The organism is Gordonia sp. NPDC003429, from assembly GCF_053588575.1.
On the sequence record NZ_JBSFQF010000018.1, the window covers coordinates 41,473 to 66,327 of the forward strand.

Genomic DNA, 24,855 nt, shown 5'->3' on the forward strand with positions numbered 1-24,855 from the left:
TTCCCACCAGGGCGTCGCGCGTCAGCAACTCATGGGCCGCCCGGTCTGCGATCCGTATCCCTGCCGGTCGGCGGCCCGGGCGAGACGACGGTCGAGTGGAGTGGACCATTGCGCCTCGACCTGCTGATCGAGCGCCCGGATACGGTCCTCCACGGGAGGGCGCTGATCGTCGGCGCATTGATCGAGCAGCGCGTCGAACAAGGCGCGCAGCCGACGCTGCACGGGTGCGTGACCGCCGCTGTGCCGACGGATCTCGTCGGTTCCGATGGCGACGAAGTCGGCCCAGCCGCGCTGGTATCCCACCACGAGCGGTGTCGCGTCGGCGTCGGTCCGCAGCCGGGCCGCGAGGAGCAACAGCAACTCCTCGATGTGGTCGAGTGACTGCACCGCGGTGGTGGGATCGTTGCCGACACCCGAGATCGCCTTCAGCGCGATGTCGGAGATCGCCTGCAGCGACGCGGTGGGACTCACCGAGGGCTGCTGCATGTCACCGAAGAGCAGGCACCGCAAAACCTGACGCGACGCCGCGTCGGGCGGGGTGCCGTGAACGGCCACCACCGCAACGCCTTCGGCGACGAAGTCACCCACCGACACCAGCATCTGCAGCCGGACATCCCACGCGACGGCAAGGCGTTGCATCCGGGCGACGTTGACCGCCAACAGAACCCGGTCCCGTGTCGCGGCGCGACCGAGCCGGATCACGGTGGGCGCAGCTGCCTCGTCGTCGGTGAGTGCCGGATCAGTAGTCGCCGGAAGGGTTGCCTCCACCACCCTATCCCCGGTCGTCGCGGTGGCCGGATACTGCCGAAGCACCGCACCGCGCCCGTCGGATGCGATCCACTGCAACAGTTTCGACGCGTTGAGCAACGTGCCCACCCTTGCCACCAGCGCGATGAACAAGAACGCGGAGACCACTGTGAGAAACGCCGCGATGGCCGTCGACAGTCGCGGTGAGGGCTGATCGTCTCCGGTGACGAGGTCGATCGCGATCGTGACGCTGAAGACGAAGGTGGCCAGGAAGAATCCTATCGACCACCGCATCACCGGTTCGCGCTGCAGCATCGGGATCACCCGCACCGAGATCTGGGCGCCGCCGAACTGCATCGCCAGTGTCACCGCGGTGAACACCAGACCGGTGAGCGTGGCCATCGCACCGGCGATCACACCCAGAATCGTTGCCAGCGTGCCCGAATCGACCCGCGTGCCGAACTGGTCGTCGAGTTCACTGCAGACGAGGGCGGCCACCATGGCCAGCACCACCAAGACAACGGGCAGACGCCACGCGGGTGTCGTGCGGAGCCGACGACGGGTGCGTCGCCACCGGATGGCGGTGGCGAGCGCATTCGGCACCACCGCCGCCCGCGGTGCGGCTGCCGGGACGGGCACCAGATCCGGGGGGTCGTCCGGGACTCCGAAGCGTCCGGCGATGGCCTCCTGCGCCACCACCTTCCACCGCATCAGTGGCTCCCGGAACCTGATCTCGCGGCGCACCGCCTTGTCGTACTTCTGCTCTCGTGTGGTGTATCGCCAGCGCGCCCACGGTGATGCGGGGCGGGCCACGCGAATCGCTCCGACGACCAGCAGGATCGGGACGAACATGCCCACGAGCCCGGTCCACAGTTTGCCCTTGAGCAGGGTGATGATCGCCAGCGCCACGTTCAGTGCGACTCCGGCGATCACCGCGACGCGCGCCCAGACGTCGTGGTCGTCGGCGAATTCGGTGATCGCGTCGGGAAATCCCAGCGGCCGCAGGCCGAGCAGGAACAGCACGCCGATCGCGATCGCCACGAACACCGCATCGACCGACGCGCGTCCCTCCTCGGCCCAGTACACGTCGCGGAGATGCAGGATGAGTGCGAACTCGTCGAGGACAAGTGCGCATCCGATGCCGAAGAGAGCCGCCAGCACGCAGTCGGCGATCGGGGTGTCGAACCGGGAGAGCACCAGCAGGCCGAACCCCGAGCCGATCAGCAGCATCACCCCGAAGAACTCGTGATGCATGTGCACACCGCCGGGGGTGACGTTGCCGGGCCACCAACTCACCTCGGCCCGGATCATCCGGACGCTGACACGGATGAACAGGAAGGTGAGCACGAAGGCGATGAGGAACAGGAACAGCGGCAGGCGGCCGGTCTCCACGATGGTCTGATCGAACCAGCGCGTCATGGGGAAACCCTACTGTTCACCCCGGCCGCCCGGATGACAGATCAATCGATCGGCGGCGCTCCGATTGTCCGGATTCGATGACATGATCAATCGGTGAGCACCATCGTCTTCGTTCATGCCCACCCCGACGACGAGGGCACCGCCACTGCGGGCAGCATGATCCGCGCGGCCCGTGAGGGGCACCGGGTGGTGGTCGTCTACTGCACCGACGGGGACCCCGGCGACGTGCCCGACGATCTGGCTCCCGGTGAGACGGTGGCAAGCCGCCGACGCAGCGAGGCCGAGGCGTCGGCGGCCATCACCGGCACGAGTCGGGTGGCCTGGTTGGGATACGGTGACTCGGGGATGACGGGTTGGGCCCGCAACGAGGCCGACGGGGTGTTCTCCCGCGCCGATCTCGGTGAGGCCGCCCGACGGCTGGCCGACATCTTCGACGACGAGAACGCCGACGTCGTGGTCGGCTACGACTGGCACGGCGGATACGGCCACCCCGACCACGTCATGCTGCACAAGGCGACCCGCGCCGCGGTCGATGTGGCCGCCACGAGGCCGCGTTACCTCGAGGTCACCATGAATCGCGATCTCATGCGGCAGCTGTTCGTGTTGGCCACCGCGGCCGGGATGGACGGATTCGACCCGGACACGGCCGGCGACGACGGCAACCCGATCGGAACGCCGCAGGCCGAACTACATTGGGCCGTCGACCTCGGCGACGACGTCGCGGCCAAGCGTGAAGCGTTGGCGTGTCATGCGAGTCAGAGCGACGTGCGGCAACTGCTGGCGATGCCCGTCGAGGTGTTCCCTGTCGCGTTCGGCACCGAGCATTACCTCGAACCCGGTCGTCCACCCGGCATGATCCGCGCCTGGTGGCTCGACCATCCGCCGACGGACCGCTGAGCGCGGCTGCCTTCTCACACCCCTGCTGCCGCGCCGGTCAGCGGCGGGTTCTCCGCCAGCACGGCATTCTCGTCTTCGGTGAAAGCTCTTGCGCGGGAAAGGAATCGGACGCCTTCGGGTGATTCCAGACTGAACCCGGCGCCGCGCCCCTTGACCACGTCGAGGATCAGCTGGGTGTGCTTCCACAGTTCGAACTGATCCCCGTTGATCCACACCCGTACGACCGGAATCGGTTCGGGCAGTTCGATCTCGCCCACCAGCACGTCCCGCTGGCCCACCCGATATTCGCCGACCGGGTAACACATCGGAGCCGAACCGTCGCAGCATCCACCGCTCTGGTGGATCATGAGCCCGCCGTGCAACTCCGACAATTTCGTCAGGAGCGCCACGGAGGCGTCGGTGGCGATCACGCGCGCCGGGATCGACGTGGTGTCCTCTGGCGTATCGGAATGTGCGGTGTCGGAATGTGTGGCGTCGGAATGTGCGCTGGGCATTATGTGCCTACCTCTCACTGTGATCTACAACACAGACTAGCCGGGGCTGGTTGCAGAGGAGTTGCAGCCGCGCGTCCACCAGTCGGTGGAGGGCAGCGTCCACCGGACGATCCACCGGCCGGGGTATGCCGCGTCGGCCCGGAGCCGACGAAAGTGATTGGTGTTCAACAGAAACAACCTCGGCCGGCAGACCGAAGAATCGAGGCAGTCGCCATGAGCACCACCTACACCAACACCAGCAGCAACCTCGCCGCCGCTGAGGCCCCGAGCACCGTCAAGCAGCACCGCACCAAGCTGATCGGCGGCATCGCCGGTCTCGCGGTGCTCGCCGCCGCCACCGTCGGGCTGCTCTTCGTCGGCCACGGCGAGGCCACCCATGCCGCCACACCGTCCTACAGCGTGACATCGAACACCGACGGGTCGGGTTCGTCCACCGGGGGCAATGTCTCACCCGCGGGCAACGTCTCACCGGCCCAACCGTCGACACCCACCGTCAACCCCGCCGTACCGTCGACCCCCGGCAACAACGTCTCACCGGCCCAGCCGTCGGCACCGACCGTCAACCCCGCCGTACCGTCGACCCCCGGCAACAACGTCTCACCCGCGCAGCCGTCGGCACCGACCGTGAACCCTGCTGCCCCAACGACGCCCGGCAACAACGTCTCCCCCTCCCAACCATCGGCACCGACAGCGGGGACGGCCACGACAGTCCACGCGGCCTGATCACAGGCCCATTCCACGACGCCGCCGCGCAACCCGACTGGGCTGCGCGGCGGCGCTGGTTCCGTGGGCGCTCAGGCGATCAGAAGAAGCCCTTCGCGTTCTGCGCGTAGCCCACCAGCAGGTTCTTGGTCTGCTGGTAGTGCTCGAGCATCATCAGGTGGGTCTCGCGGCCGATGCCCGACTGCTTGTAGCCACCGAACGCCGCGTGTGCCGGGTAGTCGTGGTAGGTGTTGGTCCACACGCGTCCGGCCTGGATCTCGCGGCCCGCGCGGTAGGCGGTGGCACCGTCGCGGCTCCACACACCGGCACCGAGTCCGTAGAGGGTGTCGTTGGCGATGTGGATGGCGTCGGCATAATCCTTGAAGGTCGTGACCGCCAGCACCGGGCCGAAGATCTCCTCCTGGAAGATGCGCATCTTGTTGTGGCCGTCGAACACGGTCGGCTTGATGTAGTAGCCGCCGGAGAGGTCGCCGCCCAGGTCGGCGGGTTCGCCGCCGATGAGGACCTTGGCGCCCTCCTCCTTGCCGATGGCCAGGTAGGAGCTGATCTTCTCGAACTGGTCGTTGGATGCCTGAGCGCCCATCATCGTCTCGGTGTCGAGCGGGTTGCCCTGCTTGATCCGGCTGACCCGGTCGACGGCCTTCGCGATGAAGTCGTCGTAGATGTCTTCCTGGATGAGCGCGCGGCTCGGGCAGGTGCACACCTCGCCCTGGTTGAGCGCGAACATGGTGAAGCCCTCGAGGGCGCGATCGAGGAAGCCGTCGTCGGCCGACATCACGTCGCCGAAGAAGATGTTCGGGCTCTTGCCGCCGAGTTCCAGGGTCACCGGGATCAGGTTCTCCGACGCGTACTGCATGATCAGCCGGCCGGTGGTGGTCTCACCGGTGAACGCGATCTTGCGGATGCGGTTGCTGGATGCGAGCGGCTTGCCCGCCTCCACACCGAACCCGTTGACGATGTTCACCACGCCTGCCGGAAGCAGGTCGGCGATCAGGCTCATCAGATACAGGATCGACGCCGGGGTCTGCTCGGCCGGCTTGAGCACCACCGCGTTGCCCGCGGCCAGCGCGGGAGCCAGCTTCCACACCGCCATCAGGATCGGGAAGTTCCACGGGATGATCTGTCCGACCACGCCGAGCGGCTCGTGGAAGTGATAGGCGACGGTGTCCTCGTCGACCTCGGAGATCGAGCCCTCCTGGGCGCGCAGTGCGCCGGCGAAGTAGCGGAAGTGGTCGATGGCCAGCGGGATGTCGGCGGCCAGGGTTTCCCGGACGGCCTTGCCGTTGTCCCAGGTCTCGGCGACGGCGATCTTCTCGAGATTCTCTTCCATGCGGTCGGCGACGCGCAGCAGCGCCAGGGCACGCTCGGCGACGGGCATCTTGCCCCACTGCGGGGCGGCCTTGTGCGCGGCGTCGAGCGCGAGGTCGATGTCCTCGGCGGTCGAGCGGGCGACCTCGCAGAAGGTCTTGCCGTCCACCGGCGACGGATTCTCGAAGTACTGCCCCTTCACCGGCGGCGTCCACTGGCCACCGATCCAGTTGTCATAGCGGGACTCGAACGACATCACCGAACCATCGGTTCCCGGCTTTGCGTAGACAGTCATGTGTAACTCCTCAAGTGCCTGTTTGCGGTATCACCGCGACCCGATGGACCGGATCGCATGTGATGTGTTGCACACAGTAGGAGCAATGTGGTTGCAGACACGTTGCAGGTGCGTTTGCAACGTTGCGGGACGCCGGTTGCACCGTCCCCGGCGGGCGCGTTCGAGGCTGCGCTACACCCCGTAGCGCCGGTCGAGGAGCCGAATCCGGCCCCCAACCATGGCCCTGTCCGGGTGACCGACGGGCAGGCGGTGTTCCAGACGCCGCCACGCCACCAGGTCGTCGCGCCCATGCGCCGACGACGTCCACGCGCGCAGCGCACCCACTTCACCCTCGGCGATCACCCGCGACCGCACGTCCTCGCGGAGTTCCTCGAAGATCTCGACGATGCCCGGCGCACTGGATTCCACCAGCAGCCCACCGCGCCCGAGGTCGTCGATGATCGCGGTGAGATCCCCGCGGCCGGCCACCCGTTCACGCAGGTCGGCGACATCCGTGTGCAACTCGGTGGTCAGCCGGTAGGGCCGCGACCCCAGCACGTCGGTGCCCAGATCGCGCCGCAAACGGGAGATCTCGGCGCGCACCGTCACCGGGTCGATGCCGTCGTCGGCAAGCAGCAACGCCAACTGTTCGGTGTTGAGCCCCTCCGGAAAGTGCTGCAGCAGCAGCAGGATCTCGGCATGCCTGCGTGAGAGGGTGCGCGCCCCGGAGGGATCACCGGCGCGCTGCCACCGGTACGCGTGGTCGGCGAGCACGCTCAGACGTGCCCCGCCCGCCTGCGCCGCGAATGTCGCCGGGTTGGCCAGGTCGACGGCCCGTGACTGCAACTCGCGTTCCACCACCGCCACCACCGACCGCACCGCGGCCAGCGCGAAGGGTTCCGCGGCCGCACGGCCACCGGTCACGTCGATCACACCGATCACGTGCCCGGTCGCCGGATCGTGCACCGGGGCCGCGGCGCAACTCCATTCCTGTACCTGACTGGAGAAGTGTTCGGGACCCACCACCTGAATCCCCTTGTCGAGTGCCAGCGCGAGGCCCGGGGCGTTGGTGCCGGCGACGTCCTCACTCCACATCGACCCCTCGACGAAGTTGATGCTGCTGGCCTTGTCGCGCGCCGACGACTCACCCTCGACCCACAACAGCCTGCCCACCTGATCGGTCAGTGCCACCACCACACCGGAGTCGGCGATGTCGTCGAGCATCAGTGACTGCACCACCGACCGCACCGCGGTGATGGGATGGCTGTCGCGATACCGGGCGAACTCCTCGTCGGTCATCTCGATGGTGTCGACGCTGCTCTCGGTGGGATCGATGCCCCTGCGCAACGAGCGCGACCACGATTCGGCCACCACCGATCGCACCGCCCCCGCGGACGGGCTCACTCCCGCAAGAAAGTCCTCGTAGGCGCGGCGGACGGTTGCGGACAGCGCGGCAACATCGGTCATGTGCCCTCCGAATCCACCTCTGGTTCCCACGATTGTGCCGCTATTGCTGTGACCACGGCAACAACGCGCCGATCATCAGGCCGATCTCACCCGTAGGCGAACCGGATGACGGACCGGTGACGCCGACGCGCGCATCGAATAATCTCCCCTGCGTGAAGAGGGTTCTGCTGTCCGGTGCGGTCGCGTTGCTGACGCTGATCGGTCTGACGTGGTCCCTCGTCGATTTCGACACCTCCACCGATTCGGGCACCGACCCCGTCACCATCACCGACTACCGCGCCACCTACCACGTCGAGCGCGACGGCACGATGCGCGCGTCGGAGACGGTCACCGCCGATTTCCCCGAGGGCCGGCACGGCATCTTCCGGTTCTGGGACGTCGTCGACACCTCGAACAGCGGCGTCCGCCTCACCCCGGAGAACATCCACGTCCGGCTCGACGGTGGATCGGTTCCGGTCGCGATGAGCTGGGAGAAGCACGACCGGTTCCGCGTCGCCAAGATCGGCGACCCCGACTCCTACCTCGCCGTCGGCTCGCACACCTACACCATCGACTACACCGTCGACGGCGTCATCGGACCCGGCATGCGCTCGGCCTCCGACAGCCCGGGCTCGGCCGGGTGGTCGGGACGCGACACCTCCCAGTTCCTGTGGCGGGTGGTTGCCGACGGCTGGCAGATGCCGATCCTGAAGTCGACGAGCACCATCACGCTGCCCGTACCGCCGACCGCCGCCACCTGCGCACTCAAGACCGGCGATCCGTGCACGGTCACCGACGCCGGCCCGAACACGCGGGTGGTCACCACCGGCGCGCTGCCGCCGTCGAGCGGCGTCGCCTTCCGCGCCGACCTGCCGATCGCCGCACCCGCACGTGACACCACCCCGTGGCCTCAGCCACTCGACCGGGTGCTGGGCCGGTCGCTGATCACCGTCCTCGTGCTGCTCGCGCTCTCGCTGGTCACCTTCGCAATCGGTGTGTTCCTGGTCGTGCGCAGCATCGAACGCCAACCGCTGCTGCCGGTCATGTACGGCCCGCCCACCGACCCGGCCAACCCGACGATGACCCTCAGTCCGGTGCAGACCTATTACGTTGCGCGCGAATCGGTTCCGTCGACCGCACTGACCTCCACGCTGCTGTTCATGGCCGAACGAGGCCTGGTCGCGCTCAAACGTAACGGCGACGAATGGACGGTGACCTCGCTGGTCTCCCCCGACGTCTGGCGCACCGTCGACCCGGTGACGGGGTCGCTGGCCCGCAGCCTCAACATCCGGGCGAGCGGACTGAAGTTCAAGGCCGACGGGTCGGTGGACGCCGGACGCACGCTGAGCAGTGCGAAGTCCGAACTGCAAGCGGCGACCACCAACTGGGCACGCGATTCCGGCACCGTCGTCGACAGTCGCGCCGAGAAGATCGGCCGATGGCTGGTGGCCCTCGCGTTCGTGGTGGCCGCGGCGCTGTTCATCCTCGGCTGGTACCCGTTCTCCCTCGCGGTGCTGCCGATCGCCGCGTTCGCCATCGGCGGTGCGGGTTTGTGGGTCTCCGGCGTCGGCACCCGACGCACCGCACTGGGCCGGGGGGTGTGGTCGCAGGCCGGCGGTTTCGAGCGACTGCTCTCCACCCCGTCCAACCGCGACCGGCTCGACTTCTCCGCCCGCAAGGACCTCTACACCTCCTACATCCCGTACGCGATGGCGTTCGGCTGCGCGGCCGCGTGGGCGGCCAAATACCGTGCCGCCATGGGTACCGAACCACCAACCCCGGTGTGGCTGGCCGGCGCGTACGGCTCGTCGCCGGGGACCGGATGGTCCAGCGCGAACCTCGACAACTTCGACGCCAGCATCTCGTCGTCACTATCGGCGTACTCGGCCAGTCAGTCCTCGTCGTCGGGTAGCGGCGGCGGGTTCGGTGGCGGCTTCTCCGGCGGCGGGGGCGGCGGGGGCGGGGGCGGATCGTGGTGACCGGCGCATCATGGTGACCGCCGGAAACATCCCGCGCAGCACGCCGCGCACATACTCTTCCAAGATCTCTCCGCAGAGCACACACGACCCGCAAGAACCACAGGACCCGTAGGAAAGGCCCGGCATGACCGCCGTCATCATCGTTCTCGTCATCGTCGTCGTACTCGTCGTCGCGCTCGTGGCCTTCGCGGCCATCGCATTCAACCGTCTGCGCCGCGCCGACATCACCGCGCAGGAGTCATTGGGCGGCATCGACGTTCAGCTCACCCGTCGCGCCGACCTCATCCCCAACCTGGTGAACACCGTGCAGGGCTACGCCGCCCACGAACGCGGGGTGTTCGAACAGGTGACCGCCGCCCGCGCCGGACTGCAGCAAGCGGCCCACGGCGGGTCGGTGGAGCAACGCGCGGCCGCCGACAACACCATGTCCCAAGCCCTCGGCAGGTTGTTCGCCGTCGCCGAGAACTATCCGGACCTCAAGGCGTCGGCCAACTTCATCGCGCTGCAACAGGAACTCTCCGACACCGAGAACAAACTCTCGTTCGCCCGCCAGTACTACAACGACGCAGTGTCGCGGCTCAACGCGCTGGTGACGACCATTCCATGGATGTTCTTCTCCGCCATGGCCGGCGTCCGCTCCCGCGAGTTCTACCGCGCCCCCGAAGGACAGCAGCAGCCACCACGTGTCCAGTTCTGAACGGCGCGTGCCGGATACGGGCACGACGGCCACACGTTCCGGCACAGTGGAAGCATGACCGCGCTCGACAACCACCACCCCGAGTTCTCCCACTCGCAGGTCGCCGCGCGCCCGAGTATCCGGCCGGTGGCCGCAGCAACACTGGTGGCGAGCTGCGCGGCCCTGGCAGCACTGGCGTGGTTCGCCCTGCACACCGGTGTCGGACAGCGCGCCGACCAACGCGCGATGCTCGCGGTCGACGGCACCGCGGAAGGTCAACGATCCGTGCTGCAGTTGCTCGGCTACGTATCGGGTGCCGCGGTGGCGCTGGTGCTGGTGTGCGCGGGAATCGCGATGGCGCGCGGCAAGGTGCGTCTCGGGGTGGCGGCGGTGATCGTGATGGGCGGCGCCGCCCTCACCACGCAGATCCTCAAACACTTCCTGATCGAGCGGTCCGACCTCGCCGACGGCGTCGCCGCGTCCAACAACAGCTTCCCGAGCGGACACACCACCGTCGCGGCCGCGGGCCTGGGTGCGCTGCTCCTCGTCAGCCCACGACGACTGCGTCTGGTGGTGGTACCGGTGGGTGCCTTCGCGGTCACCCTCATCGCCGCGGCGACGATGGTCGCCGGGTGGCATCGGGCCTCCGACGTGATCGCCGCGATCCTGGTTGCCCTCGCGTGGACGGCGCTGGCCGCGCTGGTGGCCGGCGGCCAGTACCACGGTGTGCGTGGTGTCACCGCGCTCGCGTTGGTGGGCACCGCGGCGGCCATCGGACTGTTGGTCTATCTCGGCGTGCGTCCGACGTACGGATGGTCGGGCATCACCGACGCCGCGCTGGTGCTGGGCGCGGTCGGCGTCGCCACCGCCGGCGGGGTGGCGCTGATGAACCGGACCGCCCCCACGTCCTGAACCCGCCGAGGTCACCCGTCCCGGACGATTTGCCTCGAATCTTCACGCCGCAGGCAATCAGAAGGCCCGCAGCGAGGACAATGAGGTCATGCGCGTCATTCTGAACATCATCTGGCTTCTGCTCTGTGGCATCTGGATGGCCATCGCCTACGTGTTCTTCGGGATCATCTTCTGCATCCTGATCATCACGATCCCGTTCGGTGTCGCCTCGTTCCGGATGGCGAATTATGTCCTGTGGCCGTTCGGCCGCACCGTGGTCCGCAAACCCACCGCCGGCGTGGGGTCGCTGCTCGGCAACATCCTGTGGATTCTGCTCGCCGGATGGGAACTGGCCATCGGCCACATCTCCTTCGGGCTTCTGATGTGCATCACCATCATCGGCATCCCGCTGGGCATCGCCAGCTTCAAGATGGTGCCGATCTCGCTCTTCCCGCTGGGTGCGCAGATCGTGGACAGCGACGAGTACATGCCCGGCGTCCGGGTGTGACCCTCGGGTGAGTGCCCGCTGCGGGTCGATCCGATCCGGGTACCGCTAGGGCTGCCACCCGTTGCGCCGGGGGTAGCGGGCCCGCAGGTAGCTGTAGGCGTAGGTGCTCAGCAGCAGTGCCGCACCGCTGATCACCGCCGGCCACAGAAACAGGTTGTCGATCGAGTCGCGCACCGTCGCGATCACCCATCCGATCACCAGGATCACCGTCGCGATCGACGCCAGCAGCCGCACGATCAGCACGAATGTGGTCAGCACTGCCCAGACCGCGGACCGCGCGTGGTCTTGGGTTCTGCCGCTCATGGTGTCAGGGTATCCATCCCGGTGCGTGACGGCCGGGTGAGCAAGAGCGTGCCCTATCGCCCTGCGCAGCCCACAATGGTGGCATGCACACTCGCTGCCCGGCCGTGCCCGCGCGACCCATCCGAGGACATTGCGGCACCGAACAACGGGCATGAGTTCGCCTATGCGCGCGGTTCCGCCCGCCACCACCGCCGTCATCGGCAGCGGAGTGGCCGGCCTGACCGCCGCGCACATCCTGTCGAAGAGTTCTCGGGTCACCCTTTTCGAGGCCGACGACCGGCTCGGCGGGCACGCGCACACCCATCAGGTGCCGATGCCCGACGGCAGCACCGTCGGCGTCGACTCGGGATTCATCGTTCACAACACCCGCACCTACCCCACATTGCTGCGACTGTTCGACGAGCTCGGCGTCGCCACCCGTGACACCGACATGTCCATGTCGGTGCATTCCGAGCTCAATGGCCTGGAGTACGCGGGCGCGCTGGGCATCTCCGGACTCTTCCCCACCGCGCGCAACCTGCGCCGCGGCCGGTACCTGCTGATGCTGGGTGAGATCGTGCGGTTCCACCGCGCGGCGCGGAGACTGCTCGATGATCCCGACTCCGACGAGCCGCTGGCCGAATTCGTGGTCCGCGAGGGATTCTCCGACTACTTCCAGCAGAACTTCATGCTGCCGCTGGTGGCCGCGGTGTGGTCCTGCGACGCGCAGACGGCGGCACGCTATCCCGCCCGCTACCTGTTCACCTTCCTCGACCACCACGGCATGCTCACCGTGTTCGGGTCGCCCACCTGGCGCACGGTGGTCGGCGGATCGGGCACCTATGTGCGGGCCGTCGACGAGCGGGTGCGGGCCCAGGGCGGCACGGTGCGCACCGGCGCACCGGTCACCCGGGTGCACACCCGGCCCGACGGCTCGGTGGAGGTCGGCGTCGACGGTGGCGGCAGTGAGGTCTTCGACGCCGCGGTGATCGCCACCCACCCCCATCAGGCGCTGCGCATGCTGGCCGAACCGACCGCCGACCAGCAGCGGGTACTGTCGGCGATCTCCTATCTTCCCAAACCCGTTGTCCTGCACAGCGACACCTCACTGATGCCGCAAGCCCGCCGCGCGTGGGCGTCGTGGAATTACCAGATCGGTGACGACGATTCGGCGATCGCCGTCACCTACGACCTCACCCGGCTGATGCGGCTCGATCCGGGCCACCCGCGGATGCTGGTGACGGTGGGGCGCACCGACCTGGTCGACGAGTCGTCGGTGATCGCGGAGATGACCTACGAGCACCCCGTCTACACCACGGAATCGGTTGCCGCCCAAGCGCAACTGCCGCAGATCGACTCCGACTCCGTGGTGTTCGCCGGCGCCTATCACGGGTGGGGTTTCCATGAGGACGGTGCCGCGTCGGGTGCCCGTGCCGCGGCGCGACTCGGTGTCGACTGGAACTCGGCGGCCGGTGCGAATCCGCCGGCTTCAAACACTGCCGACCACGTCTCGACCGTGCCGGCAACGGAGTCGTCATGACCGTCGCGACCGCATCCATCGTGCGTACCCGGATCACCCACACCCGGACCTCGCCGGTCCGACATGCCTTCACCTACCGCAGTGTGTCGTGGCTGATCGATCTCGACGATCTGCCCGAGCCACCTGCCCCGCTGCGCCCGTTCGCGCAGTTCCGTGCCGCCGACCACTTTCCCGAGCCGGTCGTCGACGGACAGACGCTGCGGGATCGGCTCGACGCGCACCTGCTCGGCGCGGGGGTCACCCCACCGCAGGGCACGGTGACGGCGCTGCTGTCGCCGCGGGTGGCGGGTTATGTGTTCAACCCGCTCAGCGTGTACTGGTGCCATCACGCCGACGGCTCGCTCGCCTGCGTGGTCGCCGAGGTGCACAACACCTACGGCGGACGTCACTGCTATGTGGTGCATCCCGACGATCACGGACGCGCCGAGGTCGACAAGGAGTTCTACGTCTCGCCGTTCAACGACGTGTCGGGGCGCTACCGGCTGCGGGTGCCCGAACCCGATCCGCAGGGTCGGGTGGCGGTGTCGATCACCCTGGAACGCGAGGGCCAGGATCCGTTCGTCGCGTCGCTGAGCGGACGTGCCCGGCCCGCCACCCCCGCCACGATGCTGGCCACCCAACTGCGCGCACCGCTAGCGCCGCTGGTGGTGTCGGCACGCATCCGCTTCCACGGAATCCGCCTGTGGGCCAAGCGACTTCCCATCGTCCCCCGCCCCACCCCCCCTTCCTCGCCGGTCGAAACCACCCACCCGCCGGTTGAGCCCCACCCGCCGGTTGAGTCCCACCCGCTGGTTGAGCCTGTCGAAACCACCCACCCGCCGGTAGAGCCCCATTCGCTGGTTGAGCCGCCCCCGCTGGTTGAGCCTGTCGAAACCACCGTCGAGCGTGCCCAGAATCCCGTCGACCGTGCCCAGAAGACCCCATCCCCTGTACCGGAAGGACACCGATGAGCACCCCCACCCGAGGCGCAGACCCGTCGTCCACCGCCAAGGACGACAAGTTCGCCACCGACCTCTCGCCCGAGGACGCACGCCGCTGGCCCGACGTCGCGGCCGTCCCCACCGGCACATCGGCCCGCGTGCGGGGCCGCGCGGCGAGCTGGCTGTTCCGGCATGCCACGTCCGGTCTCGCGGTCCGTATCGAATACCCCGACGGATCGCGCCGCGGCCGGGAGACCGACGAGGTGCTCCCACGCATGATCGTGCGTCGGCCCCAAGCATTTTCGCGCCGCGTGGGGTCGCACGGCCTCATCGGATTCGGCGAGGCGTTCATGGCCGGGGACTGGACCACCGACGACCTCGTCGGTGTGCTCACCCCCTTCGCCGAGCGCGCCGCCCGATTGGTTCCCAAACCCCTGCAGACGTTGCGTGCGCTCGTTCTCCCCAAGCAGCCCGCCGACGAGGAGAACACCACCGCCAACACCCGGCGCAACATCGCGCGGCACTACGACCTCTCCAACGAACTGTTCGCCACCTTCCTCGACGAGACGATGACCTACTCGAGCGCGCTCTTCGACTCCGCGTCGGGCATCGACACCGACCCCGCGGCCCGCGCCACCTGGGGCGAATTCGCCGACGCCCAGCGCCGCAAGGTGGACCGACTGCTCGACGCCGCCGGCGTCGGCCCGGGAACGCGGGTACTCGAGATCGGCACCGGCTGGGGTGAGCTGTGTCTGCGCGCGGCCGCCCGCGGCGCCACCGTCCGGTCGGTGACCCTGTCCAGCGAGCAGCGTGAGCTGGCCCGGCAACGTGTCGCCGACGCCGGTTTCGCCGATCGCGTAGAGATCGATCTGCTCGACTACCGGAAGGTCGAGGGCACCTACGACGCCGTGGTGTCCGTCGAGATGATCGAGGCGGTGGGCGAAAAGTACTGGCCCACATACTTTTCGACGATCGACAAGGTGCTCGCGCCCGGCGGCCGGGTGGCGATCCAGGCGATCACCATGCCGCACGACCGGATGCGCGCCTCCCGTAACACCTACACGTGGGTGCACAAGTACATCTTCCCCGGCGGTCAGCTGACGTCGCTGGATGCGCTGCGCGCGGTCACCGACAAGCACACCTCGCTTCGTCTCATCGACAACCGCGCGATGGGCGCCCACTACGCGGAGACGCTGCGGCTGTGGCGGGAGCGCTTCACCGCCCACCGCACCGAGGTGGCCGCACTCGGATTCGACCCCACCTTCATGCGGATGTGGCAGTTCTACCTCGCCTACTCCGAGGCCGGGTTCCGCGCCGGATATCTCGACGTCCACCAACTCGTCTTCTCCCGCCCCACGGAGGATCGACCATGACCGGATGGGCCGGATTCGGCGCGGTCACCGGGGCATCCCTGCTGTTCCTGGTGGTACTGCAGTCCGTCACCTATATCATCGGCCGACGCCTGGGCCGCTACAACGTCGTCGACGTCATCTGGGGCTTCGGCTTCGTCGGAGTGGGGTGGATCGCGTTCGCGGTGGGCGGCGGCGACCTCACCCGCCGCCTGATCCTGGCGCTCGCGGTCACCATCTGGGGACTGCGACTCACGTGGCACATGTACGGCAAGTCGAAGGGCAAGGGCGAGGACCCGCGCTACCAGAAACTGCTCGGCGAGGACCCCAGCGCGTGGACGGTGATCCGCAAGATCTTCCTCACCCAGGGTGCCGCTCAGTGGTTCGTCTCGCTACCGCTGCAGGTCTCGGCCGTGGTGGGCGCGACCACCGGCGTGTGGTGGATCGTGCTGGGCGCCGGGGTCGTGATCTGGGTGGTGGGACTGCTCTTCGAGGCGGTCGGCGATGCGCAGATGACGGCGTTCAAGGCCGACCCGTCGAACAAGGGGACGATCATGGACCGCGGTCTGTGGGCGTGGACCCGGCACCCGAACTATTTCGGCGACTCCAGCGTGTGGTGGGGCATGTGGCTCATCGCCGCCTCGGCCTGGCCGGGAGTACTCACCGTACTCTCACCGGTGGTGATGACGTACTTCCTGGTCTTCGCCACCGGCGCGCGGCTGCTCGAGGAATCGATGAGCAAGCGTCCCGGGTATCCGGCGTATCAGCAGCGGACATCGTATTTCCTGCCACGTCCTCCCAAACACACCGGCGCCTCGGGGCGGTCGCAATGACGACGAGGGGAAGGTGACCGTGACGCTCGTGACATCAGGGATCGCTCTGTGGGCGCCTCCCCGGCGCAGCTTTGGGTCGGGCGTCTGGTTGAGGCGGCAACCACCGGCTACTAGTCTGAGCGTCGATGGACGCAGAGGCAGGCTGGTGACCACCCACAACGACCACGGGCTGACCGTTTTGCCCACATTGCTCGAGAAGATCTCCGACGGCGATGCCGCCGCGTTCGCCGAGTTCTACGACCTCACCAGCCACCGCGTCTACGGCATGGTGGTTCGGGTGTTGCGCGACCCCGGGTACAGCGAGGAGACCACGCAGGAGGTCTACCTGCAGGTGTGGCGATCGGCGTCGACGTTCGATCCCGCTGCCGGATCGCCGCTGAGCTGGCTGATCACCATGGCGCACCGCCGCGCGGTCGACCGGGTGCGCTCGGAGACGGCGTCGACGCGCCGCGAACTCACCTACGGAAGTGCCGACTACACCGCCACTTTCGACGTGGTGAGCGAGACCGTCGGCGCGCAGGAAACCGGCGCACAGGTACGCGGCTGCCTGGAAACCCTCACCGACGTCCAGCGTGAGTCGGTGGACCTTGCGTACTACCACGGCCTCACCTATCGCGAAGTGGCCGATCAACTGTCCGTTGCCCTACCCACGGTCAAGAGTCGCATTCGCGACGGCTTGATCCGTCTCCGCAAATGCCTGGGGGACCCCGATGTCTGATGTCAGTGCTTCCGGCAATGCCGACGAACTCGTCGGCATGGCTCCGCTCGTCGCGCTCCACGTGCTGCCCGCCGATGAACTCGACGCCGTCGTCCGGCACCGCGCCGACGCCGACGCCGACGTCCGCGACTCCTTCGACCGCGAGGTCCGCGCGACCCGCGAGGCTATGGCGTCGATGAGCGCAGCCACCGCCACCGCACCGCCACCCACCCTGCGCGACCGCATCCTTGCGGCAGCGTCGTCGCTGCCTCCGCTGGTTGAGCCGTCCCCGCTGGTTGAGCCGCCCTCGCTGGTTGAGCCGTCCCCGCTGGTTGAGCCTGTCGAAACCACCCCCCCGCTGGTTGAGTCCCCCTCGCTGGTTGAGCCTGTCGAAACCACCGCCGAGGTCGTGCCCCTCCGCCGCCGCCGCGCCATCTACCTCGCCGCGGCCGCCGTGGTCGCCATCGCCGTCGGAGCGGTCGGGTGGTTGATCGGCACCTCCGTCACCGGCTCGGATCAGCCCACCCCGAACACCGCCGAGCAGGTGTTCGCCGCCAAGGACGTGCGCTCCACATCGGGCGATGTCGCCACCGGCCGCGCCACGGTGACCTTCTCCGATACCGCCGACGCGGGCGTGCTGGTGATGAACGACGTGCCGCCGCCGAAGTCGGGAACCGTGTATCAGATGTGGCTTGTCGGACCGGACGGCGCCACCTCCGCCGGAACCATGACCGACAAGGACGTGGCTCCGTCGACCACCGCGGTCATCCCGCACATCGGCAACGCGAAGACGCTCGCCTTCACCGTCGAACCGCCTGGTGGTTCGGCGAAGCCGACCGGCGCGTTCGTCGCGGAGCTGCCACTCACCTGATCGCCGCCGCGTAATTCTTCGGCCGATCCCGACATTCCCGACCCCGGGTTGACACGCGTTTATGCACGCCGCACACTTGTTGCATAACATGCGCGCCGTTGCGCAATACGCAACTCGATCGCTCCTTCTCGCACGGACCGATCACATCCCCGGCTCGAGAGAGGGTTCTGCCCCGATGACCGCAGATCTTGCGGGCGCACGCAGCACGCCCATGCCCTCCGGAGATCCCGGGGTCGACGAGGCGACGGCCCAGCTCATCTCCGGACGCATCCGCGGGCAGAGCCTGCCCGCACCGTTCTATGTGGATCAGCGGTTCTTCGACCTCGACCTCGCCGAAATCTTCTCCAAGAGATGGTTTTTCGCGGCGACGGAGGCCGAGATCCCCGAACCCGGCGATTACGTCACCATCACGTTCGGCACCCGCTCGGTCATCATCGCCCGCGACGACGACGAACATGTCCGCGCCTTCCACAACGTCTGCCGGCACCGCGGCGCCCGACTCCTCACCGAGACAAGTGGATCCGTCGGCACCATCGTCTGCACGTACCACTCGTGGACCTACGGTATGGATGGCCGGCTCCGCTTCGCCGACGCTCAGGCACCCGGATTCGACAAGAAGTGCTTCAGTCTGCGCCCCGTGCACGTGCGCACCATCGCCGGGCTGATCTTCCTCTGCCTCGCCGATGATCCACCCGCCGACATCGACGAGGTGGCTGCCATCATCGAGCCCTACCTGGCACCGCACCACCTCGCCGACGCCAAAGTCGCCAAGCAGACCGATCTGATGGAGAACGGCAACTGGAAGCTCACGATGGAGAACAATCGGGAGTGCTATCACTGCGGCGGGCACCCCGAACTGCTCAATGTCTTCTTCCCCACCTGGGGATACAGCACCGACGACGCGATCCCGGCACGACTGCGTCCGGTGTTCGGCCAGTATCGCCGGGCCACCGCCGAGATGACCGAGGTGTGGGAGTCATTATCGTTGCCCTACCCTCGTATCGAGCAACTCGACACGCGCACAACGGGTTTCCACATCGAGCGCGAGGCCATGGACCTTGCCGGCGAATCCTTCACGCTCGACGGCACCATCGCCTGCAGCCGACTGCTCACCGACCTGCCGCCCACCCGCCTCGGCCGCCTGTCGATGCACATGCAACCCAACATGTGGATGCATGTCACCAGCGACCACGCCGTCCTGTTCTCCGTCATTCCCGTCGCCGCCGACCGCACCCTTGTGCGCACCACCTGGCTGGTGCATCCCGATGCGGTCGAGGGCGTCGACTACGACCTCGACCGTCTCACCGGCGTCTGGGAGATCACCAACCAGCAGGACGCCGACCTCGTCGAACTAGCGCAGCAGGGCATCAGCAGTCCCGCCTACCTGCCGGGCCCCTACGGGCCGTCCGAATTCCAGGTGGAGGCGTTCGTCAACTGGTACATCACCGCGCTCCGCGACGGCCTCGCGTTGTCCGATCATTCGGTGGTGGCGCGTGAGTGACCACATCCTGATGTGTACGGCACGCGAGGACGTCACCGCCGACATGGCGACGTTCTCCTTCACCTCGCCCGACGGCCCACTCTTCGATTTCCGGCCCGGGCAGTTCCTCTCCATCACCCTCACCATCGACGGACGCGACGTGCAACGCTGCTACAGCATCTCGTCCTCGCCGGTGCGGCGTGACGCGCTGTCGATCACCGTCAAACGCGTTGCCGGAGGCCATGTCTCCAACTGGTTGCACGATCACCTCCGGCCCGGGATGAGCATCATCGCCGCCGGTCCGTCGGGACGGTTCAGTTACGTCACCGCACACGCCGACAAGTACCTGTTCATCTCCGCCGGCAGCGGCATCACCCCGGTGATGTCGATGGTGCGGGCCGCCACCGACACCGACCTCACCGCCGACATCGTCTTCGTGCACAGCGCCCGAACCACCGCCGACATCCCCTTCCGCGCCGAACTCGACGACCTCGCCGCCCGGCACCCCGGCCTCACCGTCGCCTACGCACGCACCCGCACGGACGCGACCGACGCCGGCCCCGGACACCGCGGACGAGTCGACGGCAACCTCCTCGCCCTGATCTGTCCGGACATGACCGAACGCGAGATATTCCTCTGCGGCCCAGGCGGATTCCGCAGCTCGGTCCGCACCGCATTGGTCACCGCCGGGGTCCCCCTGACCCGCATCCACGAGGAGAGTTTCGGCTTCGCCGCGCCGACCACCGATCACATCGTCACCGCAGAGAGCGGACACACCGTCGACTTCACCCGCCGCGCCCGCCGCGTCACCGTGTCACCGGGCACCACCATCCTGTCGGCAGCCGCATCCGCGGGAGTCACCCTGCCGTCGTCGTGCGGAGTGGGACTCTGTGGATCCTGCAAGGTACGCAAGGTATCCGGTGACGTCGTGATGAACCATCAGGGCGGCATCCGCCCACGTGAGATCGAGCAGGGCAAGATCCTGCTCTGCTGCTCCGAACCGCTGACACCGGTCGTGATCGACTACTGAGGACACCGATGACACCCCACACAGACTCCCCCGCAACCGCTCCCGGCGCCGATCTGCCTGCTCACCCCGATTTCCTGTGGCACACCCCCGAACCCAAGTCCACCTACGACGTCGTGATCGTCGGCGGCGGTGGACACGGACTGGCCACCGCGCACTACCTCGCCCGCAACCACGGCATCACCAATGTCGCAGTCCTCGAACGTGGTTGGCTCGCCGGCGGCAACATGGCCCGCAACACCACCCTCATCCGGTCCAACTATCTGTGGGACGAGAGCGCGGGCATCTATGAACACTCCCTGAAGCTGTGGGAAGGTCTCGAGGAGGAACTCGGCTACCCGATCCTGTTCAGCCAGCGCGGCGTTCTCAACCTCGCGCACACCGAACAAGACGTCCGCGACAGCATCCGCCGCGTGGAGGCCAACCGGCTCAACGGCATCGACGCCGAGTGGCTCGACCCCAAACAGGTCGCCGACGTCTGCCCGATCGTCAACGTCTCTCCGTCGATCCGCTATCCCGTCCACGGCGCCACCTTCCAGCAGCGCGGCGGCATCGCCAAACACGACTACGTCGCCTGGGGATTCGCACGCTCGGCGAGCAATGCGGGCGTCGACATCATCCAGAACTGTCAGGTCACCGGATTCGTCACCGATGGAGGCAAAGTCACCGCCGTCGAGACCACCCAGGGGCGGATCGGCGCGGGTACCGTGGCGCTTTGCGCCGCCGGACACACCTCCACACTGACCGACCAACTCGGTTTCGGCGTGCCCATCCAAAGCCATCCGCTGCAGGCGCTGGTGTCCGAACTGCTCGAACCCATCCACCCGACGGTGGTGATGTCCAACGCCGTTCACGTCTACGTGTCACAGGCGCACAAGGGCGAACTCGTCATGGGTGCCGGCGTGGACTCCTACAACGGTTACGGACAACGCGGCGCGTTCCACATCATCGAACGCCAGATGGCCGCCGCCGTCGAGCTGTTCCCGGTGTTCGGCCGCGCGCGCCTGCTGCGCACCTGGGGCGGCATCGTCGACGTCACCCCCGACGCCTCTCCCATCATCGGAGCCACCCCCTACCGCAACCTCTATCTCAACTGCGGTTGGGGCACCGGCGGTTTCAAGGCCACTCCCGGTGTCGGGTGGTGCCTGGCGCACACCATCGCCACCGGTGACCCGCACCAGATCAACGCCCCGTTCACGCTCGACCGCTTCGTCACCGGCGCGCTCATCGACGAGCACGGTGCCGCCGCCGTCGCCCACTGACCCCGACCGTCGTCCGCACCGAGAACCGAAAGACTCACCGATGCAACTCATCTCCTGCCCCTACTGCGGCCCACGCGAAGAGGTCGAGTTCCACTATGGCGCGGCGTCCGGTGTCGCCTACCCGCCCGACCCCTCCGCACTCGACGACACCCAGTGGTCGCAGTATCTGTTCTTCCGCCCCAACCCCAAAGGAGAACTCGCCGAACGGTGGTGTCACTCGGCCGGCTGCCGCCAGTGGTTCACCGTCCGCCGAGACACCGTGACCTACGCCTTCAGCGGCGCCACCACCCCGGCACGCCCGCTCACCGATCACCGCGACTCCGGAGATACCCGATGAGCCAACCTTTTCGGCAGCCGACCGGCGGACGCATCGACCGGACCAGCCCGATCGCGTTCACCTTCGACGGCGACACCTACACCGGCTACCGCGGCGACACCCTCGCATCGGCGTTGCTGGCCAACGGTGTTCGTGGCATCACCACCAGTGTCAACCTCGGCCGACCACGCGGGATCACCGGTTCCTGGTCGGAGGACGCCACCGCCCAGGTGGGCATCGACGCACCGTTCATCGAGCCGATGGTTCCGGCGACCACGGTCGAACTGTGCCCGGGGCTCGTCGCCCGCGGGGTCCCCGGACAGGGCGCGTTGTCGATGGTTCCCGACGACGCACGATACGACTCGCTGCACCACCACCCCGACGTGCTCGTGGTGGGCGCCGGCGCAGCTGGGATGATGGCGGCCCTCATCGCAGCGCGTTCCGGCGTGCGGGTGCTCCTCGTCGACGAACGCGCCGAACCGGGCGGCGCCACGCCCTCCGCGCCCTGGGTCTCCGACGCCGTCGCCGAATTCGACGCCCACCCCGGCACCACACGCCTGATCCGCACCACAGCATTCGGCGCCTACGACGACGGATTCATCCTCGCCGTCGAGCAGCGCACCGATCATCTCGGCACCGCCGCGCCCGCGCATGTGTCGCGCCAACGCATCCATCGCATCCGCGCGCGGTGGATCATCCTGGCCACCGGCGCCCACGAGCGGCCGATCGTGTTCGCCGCCAACGACCTTCCCGGCGTGATGCTCGCCGGAGCCGCCACCGATTACCTGCACCGATTTGCCGTCCGTGTGGCCGACCGGCCCCTCGTGTTCGCCGCCTGCGACTCCGCCTACACCGCGGCATTCGACCTCGCCGCCGCGGGCAGTCGCGTGCAGGCGATCGTCGACATCCGCAGCGCGGTGTCCGCCGACCTGCGCGCCGAGGCCGACCGACTCGGTATCCCGGTGCTCACCGGCACCACGGTCCTCGCCGCCTCCCCCGCCCCGTCCCCCGCCGGCGACGCCCCTCCCGCTGGCGACGCGCCCCCCGCTGGTCGAGCTTGTCGAGACCACCACCCCGCCGTCACAGGCGCGACGCTCAGCGACGGCCGCCACGTCGAATGCGACTCGATCCTGGTCAGCGGTGGCTGGAATCCGGCGGTCCACCTCTACAGCCAGCTGCGCGGCCCCATCGCCTTCGACGCCGACGCGTCGGCGTTCCTCCCGGCGGGCTCGGTCGACGGGGTCGAGATTGTCGGGGCCGCAGCCGGACTGGTGCACGAGGGCGCCTGCCTGACCGACGGTCGACGCGGCGGGCTCAACGCGCTCCGCTCGCTCGGCGTACCGGCGCCCGAACTGCGCGCGGTGCCGCGCGTGGTCGACCGCACCCAGGCCGCACCCGCCACCTGCTGGTATGTACCCGACGCCGACGCAACCGAGTCGTTCGTCGACCTCCAGCGCGACGCCACGGTCGCCGCCATCGCCCGCGCCCTCGGTGCCGGCATGCGTTCGGTGGAGCACGTCAAGCGGTACACCACGATCGGCACCGGGCACGACCAGGGAAAGACCTCGGGCATCGTGGCGTCCGGGATCGTCGCCAACATGCTCGGCATCGATCTCGACGACGCCGGGGTCACCACGTTCCGTCCGCCCTACACACCGGTGTCGTTTGCCGCGCTCGCCGGCCGCAACCGCGGCGACCTCTACGACCCCATTCGCCGCACGCCGCTGCACCACTGGCACGTGGAGCACGGCGCGGTGTTCGAAGACGTCGGCCAGTGGAAGCGTCCACGGCACTATCCGCGACCCGGCGAGGACATGCGCGACGCCGTACTGCGCGAATGCACCGCGGTGCGACGCGGGGTCGGCATCCTCGATGGCTCCACCCTCGGGGTCATCGACGTGGCCGGTGCCGACGCGCCCGCCTTTCTCGACATGCTCTACACCAACCTCATGAGCACACTTGCCGTGGGCAAGGTGCGCTACGGCGTGATGTGCGGGCCGGACGGCATGGTGCTCGACGACGGCACGGTGATGCGGATCGCCGACGACCGCTACACCGTCTACACCACCACCGGAAACGCTGCGGCCGTGCTCGATTGGATGGAGGAGTGGCATCAGACCGAGTGGCCGCATCTGACGGTGTTCCTCACCTCGCTCACCGACCACACGTCGACCTTTCCGGTGGTCGGCCCTCGGTCACGCGAGGTGATCGCCAAGGTATTCGGCCATCTCGACGTGGGTAACGACGCCTTCGGGTTCATGGAGTGGCGTGACACCACGTTCGCCGACGCGGTTCCGGTGCGGATCGGCCGAGTCAGCTTCTCCGGCGAACTGGCGTACGAAGTGAACGTCGCCGCCGGCTACGCCGAAACCGTTTGGTGTGCACTGGTATCGGCGGGTGATGAGTTCGGCATCACCCCGTACGGTACCGAGGCCATGCACGTGCTGCGCGCCGAGAAGGGCTACCCGATCATCGGGCAGGACACCGACGGCACGGTGACCCCACAGGATCTCGGAATGTCGTGGGTCGTGTCGAAACGCAAACCCGACTTCCTGGGTAAGCGATCATTCGCTCGCGCAGCCGATCTCACCGAGAGCCGAAAGCAGCTCGTCGGGCTCCTGCCGGTCGACGGCCGGACCCGGCTTCCCGAAGGCGCACAGATCGTCGCCCGCACACCCGACCGCACGTTGCCACCGACCCCGGTACCCATGCTCGGTCACGTCACCTCCAGCTACCTCAGTGCCGAACTGGGCCGCACGTTCGCGCTGGCGCTCGTCAAGGGCGGTCGCGATCGGATCGGCGACATTCTCGACGTCCCCGTCGGCGACACCCTGTGCGAGGTCGAGGTCACCGCACCGTTGTTCGTCGATCCGGAAGGAGACCGCCGCGATGGCTGACACCCTCTCGCCCCGAACC

21 protein-coding genes and 1 pseudogene are annotated in these 24,855 nt (G+C 67.9%); 17 read left to right on the forward strand and 5 right to left on the reverse strand.

Annotation, left to right across the window (positions count from 1 at the left end; all coding sequences use genetic code 11):
* Positions 1-21: 21 nt before the first annotated feature.
* Positions 22-2,166, reverse strand: coding sequence for a DUF2254 family protein (locus tag ACWDSI_RS17720; protein ID WP_449757315.1), 2,145 nt, complete (start codon positions 2,164-2,166; stop codon positions 22-24).
* Between the two features lie 93 nt (positions 2,167-2,259).
* Here ACWDSI_RS17720 and ACWDSI_RS17725 point away from each other — a divergent pair, with 93 nt between their 5' ends.
* Positions 2,260-3,063: a PIG-L deacetylase family protein gene (locus ACWDSI_RS17725; protein ID WP_449757316.1), complete on the forward strand. Its 804-nt coding sequence runs from the start codon at positions 2,260-2,262 to the stop codon at positions 3,061-3,063.
* Positions 3,064-3,077: 14 nt separating this feature from the next.
* Here ACWDSI_RS17725 and ACWDSI_RS17730 read toward each other — a convergent pair whose 3' ends face one another.
* Positions 3,078-3,557 carry a DUF779 domain-containing protein gene (locus ACWDSI_RS17730; RefSeq protein ID WP_449757317.1) on the reverse strand — a complete coding sequence of 160 codons (480 nt, stop codon included), beginning with the start codon at positions 3,555-3,557 and terminating at the stop codon, positions 3,078-3,080.
* 213 nt (positions 3,558-3,770) lie between these two features.
* Here ACWDSI_RS17730 and ACWDSI_RS17735 point away from each other — a divergent pair, with 213 nt between their 5' ends.
* On the forward strand, positions 3,771-4,280 hold the full coding sequence (locus tag ACWDSI_RS17735) for a hypothetical protein (RefSeq protein ID WP_449757318.1): 510 nt from the start codon (positions 3,771-3,773) through the stop codon (positions 4,278-4,280).
* 79 nt (positions 4,281-4,359) lie between these two features.
* Here the strand turns inward: ACWDSI_RS17735 and exaC are convergent, their stop codons facing one another.
* Complete coding sequence (gene exaC, locus ACWDSI_RS17740) at positions 4,360-5,883, reverse strand: acetaldehyde dehydrogenase ExaC (protein WP_449748397.1); 1,524 nt, start codon at positions 5,881-5,883, stop codon at positions 4,360-4,362.
* Positions 5,884-6,054: 171 nt separating this feature from the next.
* Entirely contained in the window at positions 6,055-7,329 is a 1,275-nt protein-coding gene (locus tag ACWDSI_RS17745; RefSeq protein WP_449748398.1) for a GAF domain-containing protein, read from the reverse strand.
* Between the two features lie 152 nt (positions 7,330-7,481).
* Between ACWDSI_RS17745 and ACWDSI_RS17750 the strand changes: the two genes are divergently transcribed.
* The 4 genes from ACWDSI_RS17750 to ACWDSI_RS17765 all read left to right on the forward strand — a co-directional run bounded on the left by ACWDSI_RS17750 (position 7,482) and on the right by ACWDSI_RS17765 (position 11,362).
* A complete protein-coding gene (locus tag ACWDSI_RS17750; protein ID WP_449757319.1) occupies positions 7,482-9,287 on the forward strand; it encodes a DUF2207 domain-containing protein in 1,806 nt (601 codons plus the stop codon).
* A 124-nt stretch (positions 9,288-9,411) separates the two neighbouring features.
* Positions 9,412-9,984: a LemA family protein gene (locus tag ACWDSI_RS17755; RefSeq protein WP_449748400.1), complete on the forward strand. Its 573-nt coding sequence runs from the start codon at positions 9,412-9,414 to the stop codon at positions 9,982-9,984.
* A 54-nt stretch (positions 9,985-10,038) separates the two neighbouring features.
* Positions 10,039-10,875: a phosphatase PAP2 family protein gene (locus ACWDSI_RS17760; protein ID WP_449748401.1), complete on the forward strand. Its 837-nt coding sequence runs from the start codon at positions 10,039-10,041 to the stop codon at positions 10,873-10,875.
* Between the two features lie 88 nt (positions 10,876-10,963).
* Positions 10,964-11,362 carry a YccF domain-containing protein gene (locus ACWDSI_RS17765; RefSeq protein WP_449748402.1) on the forward strand — a complete coding sequence of 133 codons (399 nt, stop codon included), beginning with the start codon at positions 10,964-10,966 and terminating at the stop codon, positions 11,360-11,362.
* 45 nt (positions 11,363-11,407) lie between these two features.
* Here the strand turns inward: ACWDSI_RS17765 and ACWDSI_RS17770 are convergent, their stop codons facing one another.
* Positions 11,408-11,665, reverse strand: coding sequence for a hypothetical protein (locus ACWDSI_RS17770; protein WP_449748403.1), 258 nt, complete (start codon positions 11,663-11,665; stop codon positions 11,408-11,410).
* 163 nt (positions 11,666-11,828) lie between these two features.
* On the opposite strand from ACWDSI_RS17770, the gene ACWDSI_RS17775 reads away from it, so the two are divergent.
* From ACWDSI_RS17775 to ACWDSI_RS17825, 11 genes and pseudogenes are all read left to right on the forward strand, one after another.
* Positions 11,829-13,184: an NAD(P)/FAD-dependent oxidoreductase gene (locus ACWDSI_RS17775; RefSeq protein WP_449757320.1), complete on the forward strand. Its 1,356-nt coding sequence runs from the start codon at positions 11,829-11,831 to the stop codon at positions 13,182-13,184.
* A pseudogene (locus ACWDSI_RS17780) lies at positions 13,181-13,909 on the forward strand (DUF1365 domain-containing protein); the annotation flags it as partial. The gene ACWDSI_RS17775 and the pseudogene ACWDSI_RS17780, both read left to right, overlap by 4 nt.
* A 221-nt stretch (positions 13,910-14,130) precedes the next feature.
* Positions 14,131-15,477 (forward strand): class I SAM-dependent methyltransferase, encoded by a 1,347-nt coding sequence (locus tag ACWDSI_RS17785; RefSeq protein WP_449757321.1) that lies wholly within the window; start codon positions 14,131-14,133, stop codon positions 15,475-15,477.
* On the forward strand, positions 15,474-16,286 hold the full coding sequence (locus tag ACWDSI_RS17790) for a DUF1295 domain-containing protein (RefSeq protein WP_449757322.1): 813 nt from the start codon (positions 15,474-15,476) through the stop codon (positions 16,284-16,286). The genes ACWDSI_RS17785 and ACWDSI_RS17790 overlap by 4 nt, the downstream gene beginning before the upstream one ends.
* A 145-nt stretch (positions 16,287-16,431) precedes the next feature.
* Positions 16,432-17,004: a sigma-70 family RNA polymerase sigma factor gene (locus ACWDSI_RS17795; RefSeq protein WP_449757323.1), complete on the forward strand. Its 573-nt coding sequence runs from the start codon at positions 16,432-16,434 to the stop codon at positions 17,002-17,004.
* Entirely contained in the window at positions 16,997-17,854 is an 858-nt protein-coding gene (locus tag ACWDSI_RS17800; RefSeq protein WP_449757324.1) for an anti-sigma factor, read from the forward strand. Before ACWDSI_RS17795 ends, ACWDSI_RS17800 begins: the two co-directional genes overlap by 8 nt.
* Positions 17,855-18,065: 211 nt before the next feature.
* On the forward strand, positions 18,066-19,355 hold the full coding sequence (locus ACWDSI_RS17805) for an aromatic ring-hydroxylating oxygenase subunit alpha (protein ID WP_449748443.1): 1,290 nt from the start codon (positions 18,066-18,068) through the stop codon (positions 19,353-19,355).
* Between the two features lie 10 nt (positions 19,356-19,365).
* Complete coding sequence (locus tag ACWDSI_RS17810) at positions 19,366-20,364, forward strand: FAD-binding oxidoreductase (protein WP_449748444.1); 999 nt, start codon at positions 19,366-19,368, stop codon at positions 20,362-20,364.
* Between the two features lie 8 nt (positions 20,365-20,372).
* On the forward strand, positions 20,373-21,623 hold the full coding sequence (locus ACWDSI_RS17815) for a sarcosine oxidase subunit beta family protein (protein ID WP_449748409.1): 1,251 nt from the start codon (positions 20,373-20,375) through the stop codon (positions 21,621-21,623).
* Positions 21,624-21,663: 40 nt separating this feature from the next.
* Positions 21,664-21,960 carry a sarcosine oxidase subunit delta gene (locus tag ACWDSI_RS17820; protein WP_449748410.1) on the forward strand — a complete coding sequence of 99 codons (297 nt, stop codon included), beginning with the start codon at positions 21,664-21,666 and terminating at the stop codon, positions 21,958-21,960.
* Positions 21,957-24,836, forward strand: coding sequence for an FAD-dependent oxidoreductase (locus tag ACWDSI_RS17825; protein WP_449748411.1), 2,880 nt, complete (start codon positions 21,957-21,959; stop codon positions 24,834-24,836). The genes ACWDSI_RS17820 and ACWDSI_RS17825 overlap by 4 nt, the downstream gene beginning before the upstream one ends.
* Positions 24,837-24,855 lie beyond the last annotated feature (19 nt).

What these genes read in the sequence shown, in the direction of transcription:
- ACWDSI_RS17720 (WP_449757315.1), bottom strand. Translation starts at nt 2,166, where the DNA reads ATGACGCGCTGGTTCGATCAGACCATCGTGGAGACCGGCCGCCTGCCG.
- ACWDSI_RS17730 (WP_449757317.1), bottom strand. Translation starts at nt 3,557, where the DNA reads ATGCCCAGCGCACATTCCGACGCCACACATTCCGACACCGCACATTCC.
- ACWDSI_RS17735 (WP_449757318.1), top strand. Translation starts at nt 3,771, where the DNA reads ATGAGCACCACCTACACCAACACCAGCAGCAACCTCGCCGCCGCTGAG.
- exaC (WP_449748397.1), bottom strand. Translation starts at nt 5,883, where the DNA reads ATGACTGTCTACGCAAAGCCGGGAACCGATGGTTCGGTGATGTCGTTC.
- ACWDSI_RS17745 (WP_449748398.1), bottom strand. Translation starts at nt 7,329, where the DNA reads ATGACCGATGTTGCCGCGCTGTCCGCAACCGTCCGCCGCGCCTACGAG.
- ACWDSI_RS17755 (WP_449748400.1), top strand. Translation starts at nt 9,412, where the DNA reads ATGACCGCCGTCATCATCGTTCTCGTCATCGTCGTCGTACTCGTCGTC.
- ACWDSI_RS17760 (WP_449748401.1), top strand. Translation starts at nt 10,039, where the DNA reads ATGACCGCGCTCGACAACCACCACCCCGAGTTCTCCCACTCGCAGGTC.
- ACWDSI_RS17765 (WP_449748402.1), top strand. Translation starts at nt 10,964, where the DNA reads ATGCGCGTCATTCTGAACATCATCTGGCTTCTGCTCTGTGGCATCTGG.
- ACWDSI_RS17770 (WP_449748403.1), bottom strand. Translation starts at nt 11,665, where the DNA reads ATGAGCGGCAGAACCCAAGACCACGCGCGGTCCGCGGTCTGGGCAGTG.
- ACWDSI_RS17775 (WP_449757320.1), top strand. Translation starts at nt 11,829, where the DNA reads ATGCGCGCGGTTCCGCCCGCCACCACCGCCGTCATCGGCAGCGGAGTG.
- ACWDSI_RS17785 (WP_449757321.1), top strand. Translation starts at nt 14,131, where the DNA reads ATGAGCACCCCCACCCGAGGCGCAGACCCGTCGTCCACCGCCAAGGAC.
- ACWDSI_RS17790 (WP_449757322.1), top strand. Translation starts at nt 15,474, where the DNA reads ATGACCGGATGGGCCGGATTCGGCGCGGTCACCGGGGCATCCCTGCTG.
- ACWDSI_RS17800 (WP_449757324.1), top strand. Translation starts at nt 16,997, where the DNA reads ATGTCTGATGTCAGTGCTTCCGGCAATGCCGACGAACTCGTCGGCATG.
- ACWDSI_RS17805 (WP_449748443.1), top strand. Translation starts at nt 18,066, where the DNA reads ATGCCCTCCGGAGATCCCGGGGTCGACGAGGCGACGGCCCAGCTCATC.
- ACWDSI_RS17810 (WP_449748444.1), top strand. Translation starts at nt 19,366, where the DNA reads ATGTGTACGGCACGCGAGGACGTCACCGCCGACATGGCGACGTTCTCC.
- ACWDSI_RS17815 (WP_449748409.1), top strand. Translation starts at nt 20,373, where the DNA reads ATGACACCCCACACAGACTCCCCCGCAACCGCTCCCGGCGCCGATCTG.
- ACWDSI_RS17820 (WP_449748410.1), top strand. Translation starts at nt 21,664, where the DNA reads ATGCAACTCATCTCCTGCCCCTACTGCGGCCCACGCGAAGAGGTCGAG.
- ACWDSI_RS17825 (WP_449748411.1), top strand. Translation starts at nt 21,957, where the DNA reads ATGAGCCAACCTTTTCGGCAGCCGACCGGCGGACGCATCGACCGGACC.